The 13,481-nt window shown below is 70.9% G+C and carries 15 protein-coding genes; 8 read left to right on the forward strand and 7 right to left on the reverse strand.

Annotated features, from left to right (window positions below):
- The first annotated feature begins 10 nt into the window (after positions 1-10).
- The 5 genes from WMF34_RS01555 (at position 11) to WMF34_RS01575 (ending at position 5,672) form a co-directional block, all read left to right on the forward strand.
- A complete protein-coding gene (locus WMF34_RS01555) occupies positions 11-1,651 on the forward strand; it encodes a tetratricopeptide repeat protein (RefSeq protein ID WP_437992194.1) in 1,641 nt (546 codons plus the stop codon).
- Between the two features lie 463 nt (positions 1,652-2,114).
- Positions 2,115-2,687 (forward strand): hypothetical protein, encoded by a 573-nt coding sequence (locus WMF34_RS01560; RefSeq protein ID WP_012232936.1) that lies wholly within the window; start codon positions 2,115-2,117, stop codon positions 2,685-2,687.
- Between the two features lies 1 nt (position 2,688).
- The gene (locus WMF34_RS01565) at positions 2,689-3,921 is read left to right on the forward strand and encodes a matrixin family metalloprotease (RefSeq protein WP_437992195.1); all 1,233 of its coding nucleotides are present in this window, start codon (positions 2,689-2,691) and stop codon (positions 3,919-3,921) included.
- A gap of 389 nt (positions 3,922-4,310) precedes the next feature.
- Positions 4,311-4,760 (forward strand): hypothetical protein, encoded by a 450-nt coding sequence (locus tag WMF34_RS01570; RefSeq protein ID WP_437992196.1) that lies wholly within the window; start codon positions 4,311-4,313, stop codon positions 4,758-4,760.
- Between the two features lie 201 nt (positions 4,761-4,961).
- Entirely contained in the window at positions 4,962-5,672 is a 711-nt protein-coding gene (locus WMF34_RS01575) for an RNA ligase family protein (RefSeq protein WP_012232939.1), read from the forward strand.
- Between the two features lie 72 nt (positions 5,673-5,744).
- On the opposite strand, the gene WMF34_RS01580 is transcribed toward WMF34_RS01575, so the two are convergent.
- Complete coding sequence (locus tag WMF34_RS01580; protein ID WP_437992197.1) at positions 5,745-6,101, reverse strand: hypothetical protein; 357 nt, start codon at positions 6,099-6,101, stop codon at positions 5,745-5,747.
- A 120-nt stretch (positions 6,102-6,221) separates the two neighbouring features.
- On the opposite strand from WMF34_RS01580, the gene WMF34_RS01585 reads away from it, so the two are divergent.
- Positions 6,222-6,824 carry a Uma2 family endonuclease gene (locus WMF34_RS01585; protein WP_044963710.1) on the forward strand — a complete coding sequence of 201 codons (603 nt, stop codon included), beginning with the start codon at positions 6,222-6,224 and terminating at the stop codon, positions 6,822-6,824.
- On the opposite strand, the gene WMF34_RS01590 is transcribed toward WMF34_RS01585, so the two are convergent.
- The 5 genes from WMF34_RS01590 to WMF34_RS01610 form a co-directional block, all read right to left on the reverse strand.
- A complete protein-coding gene (locus WMF34_RS01590) occupies positions 6,756-8,249 on the reverse strand; it encodes a tyrosine-type recombinase/integrase (protein ID WP_437992198.1) in 1,494 nt (497 codons plus the stop codon). The genes WMF34_RS01585 and WMF34_RS01590 overlap by 69 nt on opposite strands.
- A gap of 254 nt (positions 8,250-8,503) precedes the next feature.
- Positions 8,504-8,749 carry a helix-turn-helix domain-containing protein gene (locus WMF34_RS01595; RefSeq protein ID WP_437992199.1) on the reverse strand — a complete coding sequence of 82 codons (246 nt, stop codon included), beginning with the start codon at positions 8,747-8,749 and terminating at the stop codon, positions 8,504-8,506.
- Complete coding sequence (locus tag WMF34_RS01600) at positions 8,742-9,065, reverse strand: hypothetical protein (RefSeq protein WP_437992200.1); 324 nt, start codon at positions 9,063-9,065, stop codon at positions 8,742-8,744. The genes WMF34_RS01595 and WMF34_RS01600 overlap by 8 nt, the downstream gene beginning before the upstream one ends.
- Positions 9,062-9,889, reverse strand: a complete 828-nt coding sequence (locus WMF34_RS01605; RefSeq protein WP_437992201.1) for a hypothetical protein — start codon at positions 9,887-9,889, stop codon at positions 9,062-9,064. Before WMF34_RS01605 ends, WMF34_RS01600 begins: the two co-directional genes overlap by 4 nt.
- A gap of 82 nt (positions 9,890-9,971) precedes the next feature.
- Entirely contained in the window at positions 9,972-10,229 is a 258-nt protein-coding gene (locus tag WMF34_RS01610; protein WP_437992202.1) for a hypothetical protein, read from the reverse strand.
- Between the two features lie 308 nt (positions 10,230-10,537).
- On the opposite strand from WMF34_RS01610, the gene WMF34_RS01615 reads away from it, so the two are divergent.
- Together WMF34_RS01615 and WMF34_RS01620 are read left to right on the forward strand one after the other, a co-directional pair.
- The gene (locus WMF34_RS01615) at positions 10,538-11,311 is read left to right on the forward strand and encodes a hypothetical protein (protein ID WP_437992203.1); all 774 of its coding nucleotides are present in this window, start codon (positions 10,538-10,540) and stop codon (positions 11,309-11,311) included.
- Positions 11,312-11,532: 221 nt separating this feature from the next.
- Complete coding sequence (locus tag WMF34_RS01620; RefSeq protein ID WP_437992204.1) at positions 11,533-12,123, forward strand: Uma2 family endonuclease; 591 nt, start codon at positions 11,533-11,535, stop codon at positions 12,121-12,123.
- A 64-nt stretch (positions 12,124-12,187) separates the two neighbouring features.
- Here WMF34_RS01620 and WMF34_RS01625 read toward each other — a convergent pair whose 3' ends face one another.
- On the reverse strand, positions 12,188-13,429 hold the full coding sequence (locus WMF34_RS01625) for a hypothetical protein (protein ID WP_437992205.1): 1,242 nt from the start codon (positions 13,427-13,429) through the stop codon (positions 12,188-12,190).
- Positions 13,430-13,481 lie beyond the last annotated feature (52 nt).

Here is a 13,481-nt window from a genome sequence, read left to right on the forward strand (position 1 = left end):
TCCGCCTGGCATGCGTCGCCTTCCCGAAGTCCAGTCCGAGCTGAGGGGAGTGGACGGCGATCCTCCCACGCAGCGCTCGTTCGACAGCGTGACGGATCGCTGCACCCCGCGGAGCGGATCGCTGGCCGAGGTGCTCGGCGAGGGGGTGGTGCGGGGGCCCCGTTCGAGCGCGGCGCCTCCGAGCCTCAACAGCACCCCGCCGGAGGCGCGCGGCCACGCGCTGCGGGAGCGCGGCAACCTGCTCCTCCGGCGGAACGACTACGCGGGCGCCGCGCGCGACTACGACGAGGCGCTCGCGCTGTTCCGGGCGACGGGCGACGTGCTCGGGCAGGCCCAGCTGCTCATGGATCGGGGCGCGCTGCGCCTGCGGGAGGGCGTCCCCGTGCAGGCGGTGCGCGATTACGACGAGGCGCTCGCGCTGTTCCAGGCCGCGGGCGAGCGCGCGGCGGAGGGCGACGCGCTGAGGGCGCGGGGCTTCGCGCGCGCCGAGGAGGGCGATCTCGGCGGCGCGGTGTGCGACTACGACCTGGCGATCCAGCTCTTTCTGCAGCTCGGCGATCGCGAGCCGCTCAAGCCCCGGGCCGGGTCGCGCGGGGCGGCCGCCGACACCGACGTCCCGGGCCCCTCGGAGCCGCCGCGCGCCCGCCCTCACGGCGCCGCGCACGGGCGGGCGCTCAAGGCGCGCGGCGATCTGCGGGTCCGGCTCCGCAACCTGGCGGGAGCGGCGCGCGACTACAGCACCGCGCTCGCGCTGTTCCAGGACGCGGGGGATCGGAGCGGGCAGGCCAGCGTGCTGAAGGCGCGGGGCGACATGCGGTTCGGCCAGGACAACGTGACGGGCGCCGCGCGCGACTACGACTGGGCGCTCACGCTTTACCAGGCGACCGAGGACCACCTCGGGCAGGCCGGCGCGCTCAAGGCGCGCGGCGATCTCCGGGTGCGGCAGGGGGATCTGGCGGGCGCCGAGAAGGACTACGACCAGGGGCTCGAGCTGTTCACGGCGACGCGCGACGTCCTGGGCCAGGCCGCGGTGCTGAAGGCGCGGGGCGATCTGCGCTCCGTGCAGGAGGACCTCGTGGATGCGGTGCGCGACTACGACCGGGCGCTCGCGCTGTTCCGCACCGGCTTCGAGCGCCGCGGGCAGGCCGCGACGCTCAAGGTGCGGGGCGATCTCCGCCGCAAGCAGTTCGAGCTGGTGGCCGAGCTCGTGGGCGTCGCGGCGGCCGACGCGTCGGATCTGGAGGAGGCGCTCTCGGACTACGAGCAGGCGCTCGCCCTGTTCGAGGTGCTCGAGGACGGCGCGGGTCAGGCCGGCGTGCTGCGGGCGCGGGGCGACCTGGCGCGCATCCAGGGGGATCTCGCCGGGGCGCTGTCGCTCTACCTCGGCGCGAAGCGGCTCCTGGAGGTGTCGGGCAACGCCGCGGAGCTCTCGGCGACCCTCGCCGAGATCGCCCGGACGCACGCGCTCGCGGGCCGCGCGGTCGAGGCGCGCGCCGCGGCGGAGCAGGCGCTCGCGCGGGCCGATCGCGCGACCAGCGCCGAGTGCCGCGGGCTCGCGGAGGCCGTCCTCGCCGGCCGCGTCGTGGCCCGGGACGAGGCCCCCGCGAAGCGCGACTCCAGGGCGCCGAACGGCCTGAAGCGGTTCGACTGAGAGAGGCCCTGAGCCGCGCCGGGCCGCGGAGGGCGCCCGGGCGAGCCTCCGCGCGCCTGGGCCACCACGGGCGGCGCTGCGGCGCGCCGACGACCAGCGCGCCGCTCCCGGCGGGCGAGGACAGCCTTTCATGGCGCTGATGGCGAGTTGACCCGATCGACGGACAACCATCCTGACTCCGACCGATGCTGCCGAGAGCCGGGATGACCCGATAAGGGGGTCTCCTCCCCGAGAGCTCCGGAGTGCGTCGTCTACGTGTACGGCACAAATCCAGGCGCACCACGGCCCGGGTGATAATGCCCGCTTCCGTACATGTCGGCATGGCATCGCGCCGCGGTGTGATGATCCGCCGTCACGACAGATGGGCGACACCACGGCATCGTGAGCACGTTGCAGCGCTGTTTCCTGGTTGGCTGGCGCGCGTGCTTCGGGATAGAAAAGAATGTCTTAAGGAGTCATCTACATGAAGAGAGGCTTGAAAGCAGTGCTCGCCCTGTCCGCCGCGCTCGCTCTGCTAGGCATCGGTGCGCCCGCGGACGCGACGACGGCCGTCCTGCTCTCGCGGGAGGAGCTCGTGCGCCAGTCGGCGACGATCGCGCGCGTGATCGTCGGCCGATCGTACACGACGGAATCCGACGACGGAAAATCGATCGTGACCCGCACCGAGCTCACGATCACCCAGCCGCTCAAGGGCGGCGCGGCGGACAAGGGGGGCTCGAAGATGATTGTGCTGGAGCAGATGGGCGGGACCTACAACGGCAAGACACAGCGGCTGCTCGGCGACGCCAAGCTCTCGCCTGGCGAGGACGCCGTGGTCTTCCTGCGCTCGGGCGACAAGGGGCGGTGGCACCTCACGGCGCTGGCGCTGTCGGCCTATCACGTGGACAAGAGGGGCATGGCGCGGCGCATCCTCGACGGGCTGCACCTCGTCCGGCGGACCGGAGCCGCGCTCGTGCCCGTCGAGACGCCCGTCGAGGAGGTCGAGCCCATCGAGAGCCTCATGACGGACGTCGTGCGCATCGCGGGAGGGAAGTGAGGTGAGGCGCCGCGTCGCCCTCGCCGCCCTGCTCGGCGCCGCCTCGTCCCTCGCCGTGGCCCGTGAGGCCGCCGCGTGGACGCCGCTCGATGACGTGGTCCCCCGCTGGGGCAAGCTGCCCGTCGCTTACTACATCAACCGCTCGACGATCCCGGGCGAGATCTCCGCCTTCGCCGTCGACCGTGTCGAGTCCGGGTTCGAGGCGTGGTCGAACGCGGGGTGTACGGCGTGGCAGGTCGACTTCCTCGGCGACACCACCGATCGTTACAACTACAACGACGGCAAGAACGTGTTTCAGTGGATCAGCTCCTCCTGGCCGAACATGCTCGGCGACGTCAACTCGGTCATCGGCGTCACGATGCCGGTCTGGAGCTTCGACGGATCCATCGTGGACGCCGACATGGTCTTCAACGACGTCGGGTTCTGCTGGAACGACACCGGCAACAACGGCTGTGTCGACACGCAGTCGATCGCCACGCACGAAGAGGGGCATTTCCTGGGCCTCGGCCACTCCGGCGAGCGGAGCGCGACGATGACCCCTTACTATGTCGTGGGCTCGTCGATGCGCACCATCGAGCAGGACGACATCGACGGCGTGTGCGCGCTGTATCCCATCGGCGGGACCACGGCCGCGAGCGCCTCGAGCGCCGCCACCGGCGGCGGCGACAGCTGCGATAGCTGCTCGAACGATTCGCTCGCGGGCACCTGCAGGGCGCCCTATGACGCGTGCGGCGCGTCGAACGCGTGCAAGGCATTCATCGGCTGTGTCAACGGGTGCGAGGACGACGCGTGCGTCGAGCAATGCATGAATGACCATGCCCAGGGGGCCGGCATGTATATCCGCATCCTCGAGTGCATCTGCGGGGAATGCTCGACCGAGTGCTCCACCGAGTGCGTTGGCCTGGACGGCGGCGGCAGCGGCGCCGGCGGCGCCGGCGGCAGCGGGGGTGATGGCGGAGCGGACGGCAGCAGCGTGTCGACCTCCTCCTCCTCCTCCTCCTCGGCCGGCGGCGGATCGACCGTGGGCGCGACCGTGAGCTCGTCGGTCGCCTCGAGCGGCGGGGTGGGCGGCGCGGGCGGCGCCGATCCGGACGACACGCTGAAGGGCGGCGAAGAGGCGTCTGGCGGCGATGCCGGGTGCTCCTGCTCGACGACCGGCCGATCGGCCGATCTCGGCGGCGTCATGCTCCTCGGCGTGCTCGGCGCGCTGGCGTCGCGACGGCGCCGGCGCTGAGCGTTCGATCGCGGGGCTTCAGGGGGGCACCGGCCCCCGCGGCGGCGCTGGGCCTGCCGCGATCATCCGGGCCAGAGAGCACCTGAGAGGACACCTGGTGGAGGCCCGCGCCGTCGGCGTGGGGGCTCTGACCTCCACCGGGCCGCGCGGGCGCCCGCCGGCGCGGCGCGGTGGAGCGCGAAAACCCCGAGATAGTCCGCCTTCCCCGCGGATCCTGGGCGCGCCGGGGGGCGGTCCGAAGCACCCCGACAACCTGGTCCGCCGGTTGCTCTATCCGGATGCGGCGCCGCGAGACAGCGACGAGGGACGCCGAGGCGAGCTCGAGCTCGCCAGAGGCCGCCGACACGCCATCTCGCGAGCGCGAACACCCGACCAAAGGACACACCACCATGAACATCAAGAACCTGCTCCTCTGCTCGCTCATCTCGTCCTTCTCGCTCGTCGGCTGCATCGCCGAGCCGCTCGAGGGCGACAGCATCGATGAGGGCGCGAGCGACGCCGCCGAGGTCGTGGGTGAGGGCGCAGAGGCGATCATCGGTCCTGGCGGCGAGGACGGCGGCGGCCCGGTCACGAAGACCGTGAACCTCTCCTGCTCGATCACCTATCCCAGCATCTTCAACCCGAACGCCGCGATCAAGAACACCTCGCTCTTCGGCGTTCCGGACTCGGCGAAGATCACCTTCACCGTCACGCACTACTACGGCGACCCGGGGCCCTACACCCGCTCGGTCACCGGGCCGCTCGCCAAGGGCCAGACCAAGCTCGTCCCCCTCACGCACCCCGGCGCGCTCGACGCTTACGGCTGCACCGCCAAGGCCACCTGGACGCTCCTCGACTGAACCCGCGGCGGCAGACCAGCAGCCCTGCTCCCAATTCTTGTTTTGCCAATTGACACAATAGAAAATCGGGCTACCCTGAAGCTCGTGACAGCGCCAGGCCGCCCGCGCGGCAGACCGAGGAAGGATCCGCAGCAGCTCGCGACATGGGTTCCGCCCGAGGGCTGGTCACGCCTGGTCGCGTGGATCTCGCCGGAGGAGCGGATGGCGCTGAAGCGCGTCGCGCTCGAGGCGAGCACCTCCGTTGCGGAGCTGGTGCGTGCCCTGGCGAGCGGGCTTGCTGGGGGCGTCATCACCCCTGACGAGCTGCTCGGCCAGGTACGAAAGGGCATTCAGGTCATGGAGAAGATTCCGACGATTTTCGATCGCGGCGATGACTTCAAGGTGCTCCCGAAGCCGCGGGAGGGGTGCGAGTGGGTCTTTGCGGGCGAGGGCCGTCCCACCGAGAAGCTCGACGGCACGAACGTGCGATTGACCATTCGCTCGGGCCACGTGGTCCGGGTCGAGAAGCGCAGGAACCCGAGCAAGCTCCAGAAGCAGCAGGGAATCATCGACGGCTGGTACGTCGACGCCGACGAGCACGGTCCGGAGGACAGGTGGATCTTCGAGGCGGTTCGCGGGACGGAGTTCCAGGGCTGGCCGGACGGCGAGCACTCGGCCGAGGCGCTCGGACCGAGCATTCAGGGCAACCCGCTCGGGCTCGCCAGGCACATGGTCGTGCCGTTCAACCTCGAGATTCCCGTCTACGATGACGTCCCGAGGACCTATGACGGCCTCCGCGGCCTGTTCCAGCACCTGGAGAGCCGCTTCGCCCCGGGCCACCTCGCCGAGGGGATCGTGTTCCACCACCCCGACGGCCGGCGCGCCAAGATCAAGCGCAAGGACTTCCCCGGAGGGGCCGGCAAGTCGCGGTGAGGCTCCGGCCGATCGGGGCGCCTCTCCGCCGGGATCGAGGCAGCTCGCGATTCGCGCCCGTACGGTGGGCGCTCAGCGCCGCCGCCTGCCGCGTGATGGCTTGCCGCCGCCTCCGCCGCGCGGCGCCGGCTTCTCTCCACCGGGGCGCTGGGGCGGCTTCTCTCCACCGGGGCGCTGGGGCGGCTTCTCTCCACCGGGGCGCTGGGGCGGCTTCTCCGGCGACGCCTCCGTCGTCCGGACGACGAGCAGCGCCCGCCCGCGCTCGAAGGTCGGCGTCACGCTCACGTAGCCGTTCTCCCGCGCGAAGCCCGCCGTGTCGCCGCGGTGCTCATCCATGTACCGGCTGAACCGCGTCCAGAGATCGCGCGCCTCCTCGTCGGGGAGGGGCGCGCCGTCGATGGAGGCGGCGAGGTTCGAACGATCGCTCACGTGGATCCCGTGGCCGGGATGATGCGCCGTGACGTGCGGCGTTTCCAGGGGTTATTGGCGGGTCGACCCCGCACGTCTCGCCGCCTTGCCGCGCCATCCGCCCCCGGGCAGGCTTCGCCCATGGGCCAGCCCGCCGAGAAGCAGCGCCGCGCGACGTACGCCGACCTCGAAGCCGTCCCATCGAACAAGGTGGCGGAGCTCATCGGGGGCGAGCTGCACATCACCTCGCGGTCTGCCCCGCGGAATGCTCTCGCAAGATCAGCTCTTCTCGGCGAGCTCCGCCCCGGTGCCAGGGCGCCTCGGGACCATGGCCATGAGCTGCCGGGGGATTGGTGGATTCTGAACGGACCTGAGCTGCACTTCCCCGACCGAGGCTCGCCGGATGACATGGACGTGCTCGTCCCGGACCTCGTGGGGTGGCGCCGTGAGCGCATGCCAGAGCTCCCCGAGACGGCCTACGTCGAGCTGGCGCCGGACTGGATCTGCGATGTCCTGGACCCGCTGACGGAAGAGTACAAGCGGCAGGTGAAGATGCCCATCTACGCGCGCGAGGGCGTGCGGCACGCGTGGCTCGTCGACCCGATCGCGCGGACGCTCGAGGTCCATGTGCTCGGCCAGGATCGTCGCTGGGGGCCCGCCGTCGTCCACCACGACTCAGCTCGCGTCCGCGTCGAGCCCTTCGAGGCCATCGAGCTCGATCTCTCGGTCCTCTGGGCGATGTGACACGCCATCGCGCTGACACGGGTGCTCCGGCCGGGGCGCCGGTGTTTCCCCAGCTTCGCCGCCGCGCCCCGCCCCGGGCGCGGCCCCCGCATCACTGGATCCCGTATCCGGATTGTGGGGGTGCGAAGTGCTGCATTTCCCGGGTTTTTTCGAGGATCGATGCCCACCGATCGCGGCCGCTAAGTGCCCGTGGGTCCGTCCCGTGGGTCCACCTTCGGGCGTCCCGCCCCCCTCCGTCAAGGGGCCGCCGGGCCCATCCGCCGGCGCCGGCGCGAGCTCGGGGATCGCGCCGGTGATGTCGGGGAAGGGCTCGATCCGGAGGTCCGCCAGCGTGCGGGCGGCGCGTGTGTAACGGTCCAGCTGCGCACGATCAAGGTGGCCCGTGCGGTCGGAGATCCACCCCTCGGTCTTCCCCGCGCGCTTCGCCCACGTGACGAACGTGGCGCGCAGATCGTGGAAGCGCACCTGGGCGACGTTCTTCTCCTTCGAGAAGAGCACCGCGCGCGTCACCCCGGCGGCGCGCAGATCCTCGCGCAGCTGCTCGGCCTCGCGCGTCTCCACGCACTCGACGTCCTGCACGACGCGCTCATCATCGGCCGGGTCGCCGCACCGCGCGCGCCAGGCGCGCAGCACGTTGACCAGACCAGCGGGGATCTCGAAGAGCTGCGGCACGCCGTTCTTGGTGATGAGGGCGGCGAGCATGGCGTGGGTGATGTCGACGTCCTTCCACTTCAGCGCCATCAGGCTCGACTTCCGCAGGCCCGTGTAGACGGCGAGCGCATACAGCACGCGTCGCCCGATCGGAATCTCCGCGCACGCGAGGAGCGCGAGCACCTCCGCCGGCAGGAGGTAGGCGAAGAGCTTCGCCGTCCCCTTCGGCGGGCGGTGGTAGCGCGTGACGGGGTTGTCCTTGCGGAGCCGCGCGGGCATCACGGCGAGATCGAACCCGCGCCGCAGGAGCGAGTAGAGCTGCAGGTGCGTCTTCTCGCGACGCTCGCGCGGCACGCGCGCCATCACGCGATCGATGTCCTGCTCGGTCACCTCGTGCACGAGCTTGTCCCCGATCGCGGGGTAGATGTACTTGGCCGCGCGCCAGCCATCGACGTCCGCGGAAGCCTTCTCGCGCAGCCCGTTGACCGGCCCGTGCTCGCGCAGGAGCGCCCCCGAGATCCACGCGGCGAAATGCTCGCGCACGGTCACGCCCTCGCGCGGCGCCGGCGGCGCGTCGACGCCGTAGCCCTCGCGCGCCATGCGCTCGAGCCACGCGTCCGCCTTCTCGCGCGCTCGAGCCTCGCTCATCCCCGAGCCGAGCGGGATGCGCTTCCGCTCGCCGCCGAGCCGGATGCGCAGCGACCACGATCCGCCGCGCTCCTCCACGTTGCCGCGGGGGAGGTTGATCGGGTGGTCCTTCGTCTTGGTCGCCATGGTCAGCTCCTCCCCGCCGCTCGAGCGGCATCGAGCGCTTCGTTGAACCGGTCCCGCAGACGCAGCACCGCGGCGAGCTCCGCCGGCGGCATGCTCTCGAGCGGCACATCGGCAGCGGCCCCGAGCAGGGCGCGGAGCGCGACCGCAACGTGAGCGAGATCGGCGGCGCGCGGCGAAGGTGAAGGCCTCGAGCAGAGCGCGGAGCGTGGTGCGCTCGGCGCGCTCAAGGGTCGTTCTCGTGCTCGTCGCCATCGTCAGGCCCTCCGCTTCCGCGCCCCCGGCGCGCGCGCCGTGTCGCCCGCCGAGAGCCACGCCACGATCGCTGGGCGCGCGAGGCGCAGCGCCCGGCCCGTGCGGATCACGCCCGGCACCTCGCCACGGCTGATGCGGTCGTAGAGGGTCTTGATGTTGATCTGGAGCAACGCGGCTACCTGCGCCGGGGTGAAGGCCTGGAGCTCCTCGGGTACTTCCGGCACTTCATGCGCGTGCGCGCTACCCACGGGCGCCTCCTCTCTTCGCGGCAAGGTACGGGGCGATCGGGATCACCTGGGCCGGTGGGTCCAGCAGCACCAGAGACGGCACGCAGTCGCGATCCCAGCGGAGCTCGAGCTGCCGGCCCTCGGTTCGGGCGCACTTCACCTGTTCGATCACCCGAGGCAGCGCCGACGAGAGGAACGCGATCGCTACCTGTTCGGGCGTGCCATGCCGGTACAGCCTCGCGCGGGCCGCCTGGGTACCAAGGCGCTTCACGAGCGCCATGATCTCGCCGAAGAACGCCACCTGCGCGGGCGTGGGCTTATCCTTGTCGCGGCTCACGAGCGGCCTCCCTTGCGGGCCGCGAGGACGCGCTGATACAGCACTCGCACGACCCGGGCGCGCTCGCTCAACGCGTACAGCCCCATGTCGATCTCGGGGGTCAGGTCGCCGTCCGGATCTCGCACCGCCGAGTGGATGAGCATCGCGTCCCGCTCGATGCTCTGGAGGATGGCGTGCACCGGATCCCACTCGCCCGGGAAGAGGTGCGGGATCAGGTCAGCGAGTTCCGCATCCCAGACGTCCTGGCTCGGGTTGCGCTTGAAGCCGATCGCGCGCAGGTGCTCCGCCGCAGGTTCGCACGGGCGCCGAGCAGGCCCACGATCGTCGTGCCCGCCGGGCGGCGAGGGCGCGCTGCCATCGCTGCGGCCGGCGCCGTCGACGTGCTCCGAGGCCGAGCTGCTCGCCGCGCGCACGGCCTCCGAGAACGCCAGCACCGCGCGCTGGTACGCCAGCAGGCGCGGCTCGTCCGCGCGCTCCAGCATGAAGAGCAGCGTCCGGAGGACGAGCTGCGCCAGCGTCGCCGGCCCGCTCCCGTCCTCGCGAGCGCCGAACCCCTCCGCCAGCTTCAGGACGCCGCGCAGCGCCTTGGTGATCGCGCTCCGCGCGCTCGGCCGATCGGCGGAGGAAGCACGCGCCTGCTGGTGTGTGGGGCGGGGCGCCTGGTCGGGCGTGCCCGCGCGAGGCTTGCCGGCAGGGCGCTTCGAACTCTGCCGCCGCGGCTTGGTCGCCTCCTTGGTGCCGCGGTGCCGAGGTTTCGATCCGGACGATTTCGTGCTCGAAATGGAAAATTTGGCTCGCTTCTCGGAATGCGTTACACGGCTCATGTTCGTCTCCTGGTAAGGCAGGGGTCGATCAAGGGCTCGGTCGGTGTTCCCGCACCTTCCGGGCCCGCTCTATTTCGGGGGGCTACTTCGCCCGCTTGCGGGCCGGTCGCTTCCCTCCCTTCGACGTCGATGGCGGCGCCGCGGCGGCGACAGCGATCCCGAGCTCACGCTCGAGCACCTCGATGCCGCGTTCCAGCGCAACGCGTAGAGCGTCCGAGCGCTTGAGCCGCACGCCAGGCACGCAACCAGACAGCGCCTCGGCTATGCGATCGAGAGCCTCCGTCGTGCCCGCCTTCACGCGTCCGGCGATCGGGACGAGATTATCCGTCATCACTTGCAACTGATGACATACAGTGAAAACAACGTCAACGAACGGTGCGCCTTGGGCGGGACGATTCAGGAAGAATCCTGCGCTAAGGTGTGCGACGCGGCGCGGCACAGCGGTAGCGGCGTGTCCGCGAATCCGCGGAGGCGGGGCGGGGCGGCGAGGGCTGCGCGTGCGCACAGGTCGCCTGTGGAGAGGCACCTCGGACAAGGCGGCGAAGGGGGAGCCTGATGCTGGAGCACGACGTGGTGAGGGCTGTTCATCCGGATCTTGACGGCAAACACGGGGGCTTGCTCTCCTGCTCTTCCTGAAAGGGGGCCGCAGTGAGTTACGCGTTCTGGTCTCTCGTGAATCAAGGCGTGCAGATCGGTCTGGCGAGTCAGCAGCTCAACGTTGCACGAGCGCAGGCCTCACAGCTTCTCGCAATCAACAATCAACTGGCCTATCAGCAAGCTATCCAGCAGCAGCAGGCGATACTCAATCAGGTTATCTTCGAGACGGAGCAGGCTGCCGCGCGTCTCTCGGATATGGCCTCAAGAGACCCGTTTGCAGCAGGCATCCTGAGCTGCATCCGACTCCGCAACGTGCATGGCATCGACGCGAGTTTCTTTCACGCTCTCGACGCCAAACGCTCTTGGACACACGCAACCGGACGCCTCGCGTCAAATTGGCAATGGGTGGACGGACACCCTCAGCTTGGCGATCCGGCGCGCCGGTTCGTTCAGGCGTTCGGAGAGCTCATGCGCTGGAGAGAGGTCCTCGGACCGGACCCGCAGGGGGAGTTGAGCCGGCGCGAAGCGCAGGCGAAGAAAGACGACACGTCGTTCAAGGTGATGCTCTGGATAACCGGAGCCGGACCAGTGGTATTTATAGGTGGCGCGCTCGCCCGCGTGCCGTTGATAAGTATCGCCGGAGTATTGCTCTTGTTCGGCGGTGCAATAAAGATGCTTAGTGGCTATGGCGCTAAGCTCAAGTCGGGCAAGGCGGCGGCGGAATACAGACAGCAGCTCGATCAGTTCAACGCGTTCATGTCGAACCCGGACGGCGGCGGGTTCCTTGGCAGTGTGGCCAGCAAGCATCCGCAACTCGCAGCCTGATGGCTCCACCGGGCAGCGTGCTTGCACCCCTGCCCGGTGCGCGGCGGGTACTCCTACGAGCGCGGCCACGGCCACGGCGAGGTGCGTGGTGGGGCGAGCCCTCCGCCGGGCTCGGCGTAGAGCCCAGGGCGGCGACGGAAGGGGGGGCGCTCGCTGCGCGACGCCCTGGCCAAGATCCTCGCCGCCTTGCCTCGCCGCCCGCCCCCGGGCAGGCTTCGCCCATGGGCCAGCCCGCCGAGAAGCAGCGCCGCGCGATATACGCCGACCTCGAGGCCGTGCCGCCAAACAAGGTGGCGGAGCTCATCGGGGGCACCTTGCACGTGTTCCCTCGGCCGGCACCGCGACATGCACGGGCGTCGTCCAGGCTCGGCATCAAGCTGGGCGGCCCGTTCGACCTGGGCGACGGAGGGCCCGGCGGCTGGACCATCTTGGTCGAGCCGGAACTGCACTTCCCCGACCCGCACGCGCCTGGTGAAATCGACGCGCTCGTGCCCGACCTCGCGGGCTGGCGCCGCGAGCGCATGCCCGAGCTGCCCGAAACGGCCTACTTCGCGCTCGCCCCGGACTGGATCTGCGAGGTCCTGAGCCCGTCGACCGAGGACGTCGACCGCGACGAGAAGATGCCGATCTACGCGCGCGAAGGGGTGCGGTACGCGTGGCTCGTCGACCCGATCGCGCGGACGCTCGAGGTCTACGTGCTCGGCCAGGATCGTCGCTGGGGGCCCGCGGTCGTCCACCGCGACGCCGCCCGCGTTCGCGTCGAGCCCTTCGAGGCCATCGAGCTCGATCTCTCGGTCCTCTGGGCGAGGTAGCCGGCCGCGGCGCTGACCCGGGCGCTCCGCCCGCGGCGAGGGTGAGGAGCGGCGCGGGCGGCCATCACCGTTCATCCGCGATCATGAAGCTCGTCCGCTCTCCAGGCTTCTTCGACGCTCTCGCCGCCCTCTCCGCCTCCGCGACTTGGTAGCGCTTCTGCTGCTGGCGAAGCTCGTACTGAGCGAGGGACATGCCGCGGGTCGCCTCCTCTTCGGCCGCCATCTCGGCCGCCATCTTGCGGCGGAAGATCTCGTTCACGTCCCCCGCTGCGAAGGCCCGCTCTCGTTGAAGGTGCAAGATCGAGCGCTCCAGATCGCTTCGCGAGGTAGCGTTGAGGCAGAGCTCGATCACATCGTCATCCGAGAGGCGCTCTGTCGTGCCCACCGGCCCGATCATCCCCCGCAAGGTGGCTGCGTGCGCTCGCGCGTCGCGCTCCGCCGGCGGCTTCAAGAGGTACCGCTCGTGCTCGAGGAGGGCCGTCAGGCACACGCGCTCGACCGGCTCCACCGTCGCGCCGAGCTCCTGAGCTTCGCCCGCGGCGGCATGCTGGGATTCGAGGGCCGCGTGGATCCGGGCCTTGTGCCGCGCCACCATCGCTTCGGCGAAGATCAGCGCCGACACGTCGACGGCGATCGCCTCCTGGAGCCCCGCGAGCGAGGCGCGGCGGGCAAGGTCGGCCTGGGCTTGCGCCTCCCGCGCGGCCGCCGCGGCGGCGAGCTCGGGGCCGAGCTCGGGGGCGAGGGCGAGCAGCCGGCGCTCGAGGCTCGCCAGCTCGGGGGCGAGGGCGGCCAGGTCGCCCCGGAGGGCGGCGAGGGCAGTGGTTGCCTGCTCGTCGGCTCTCGCGACCGTCGACATGGTGCGCGACATCGCCCCGGCGTAGCTCGTGCGCGTCGCTGCGCTCGACCGGCGGAGCTCCGCCTCGAGCGCCATCAAGGCGCCGCTGGCCTTCTGCAGGCGCGCGACCCCGACGGCCTTCTCCGCTGCGGCGACGGCGGCCCGCGCGGCCTCGACGCGCTGGCTCGCACGGGAGGCGCGCGACACCGCGAGGTCCTTCGCCGCGCGCAGCTCCTTCTCGGCGCGGTCGTTCGCCTCGATGGGCTCCGCGTCGAACAGCCGTTCCGCGGCCGAGAGCGCAGCGGCCGCGTCCTCGCAGCGGCGCAGCGCTTCCACGCGCTCTCGCTCTGCGGCCTCGAGCGGCGCGATGGTCGCGGCGTGCTTCGCCACGAGATCTTCGAGCTCTGCGTCGTTGGCGCCAGAAAGCCAGTTGTCCACGATGATCGAGGGGTGGATTCGTTCTTTGCTCATGGTCTCTCGCCCCCCGGGGGGCGCTCCTCCTGGTGTGCTGTTGGCGCCGCGC

Source organism: Sorangium sp. So ce145 (assembly GCF_051525985.1).
In the GTDB taxonomy this organism is placed as follows: domain Bacteria; phylum Myxococcota_A; class Polyangia; order Polyangiales; family Polyangiaceae; genus Sorangium; species Sorangium cellulosum_B.

What these genes read in the sequence shown, in the direction of transcription:
- WMF34_RS01555 (WP_437992194.1), top strand. Translation starts at nt 11, where the DNA reads ATGCGTCGCCTTCCCGAAGTCCAGTCCGAGCTGAGGGGAGTGGACGGC.
- WMF34_RS01560 (WP_012232936.1), top strand. Translation starts at nt 2,115, where the DNA reads ATGAAGAGAGGCTTGAAAGCAGTGCTCGCCCTGTCCGCCGCGCTCGCT.
- WMF34_RS01570 (WP_437992196.1), top strand. Translation starts at nt 4,311, where the DNA reads ATGAACATCAAGAACCTGCTCCTCTGCTCGCTCATCTCGTCCTTCTCG.
- WMF34_RS01575 (WP_012232939.1), top strand. Translation starts at nt 4,962, where the DNA reads ATGGCGCTGAAGCGCGTCGCGCTCGAGGCGAGCACCTCCGTTGCGGAG.
- WMF34_RS01585 (WP_044963710.1), top strand. Translation starts at nt 6,222, where the DNA reads ATGGGCCAGCCCGCCGAGAAGCAGCGCCGCGCGACGTACGCCGACCTC.
- WMF34_RS01590 (WP_437992198.1), bottom strand. Translation starts at nt 8,249, where the DNA reads ATGGCGACCAAGACGAAGGACCACCCGATCAACCTCCCCCGCGGCAAC.
- WMF34_RS01605 (WP_437992201.1), bottom strand. Translation starts at nt 9,889, where the DNA reads ATGAGCCGTGTAACGCATTCCGAGAAGCGAGCCAAATTTTCCATTTCG.
- WMF34_RS01620 (WP_437992204.1), top strand. Translation starts at nt 11,533, where the DNA reads ATGGGCCAGCCCGCCGAGAAGCAGCGCCGCGCGATATACGCCGACCTC.
- WMF34_RS01625 (WP_437992205.1), bottom strand. Translation starts at nt 13,429, where the DNA reads ATGAGCAAAGAACGAATCCACCCCTCGATCATCGTGGACAACTGGCTT.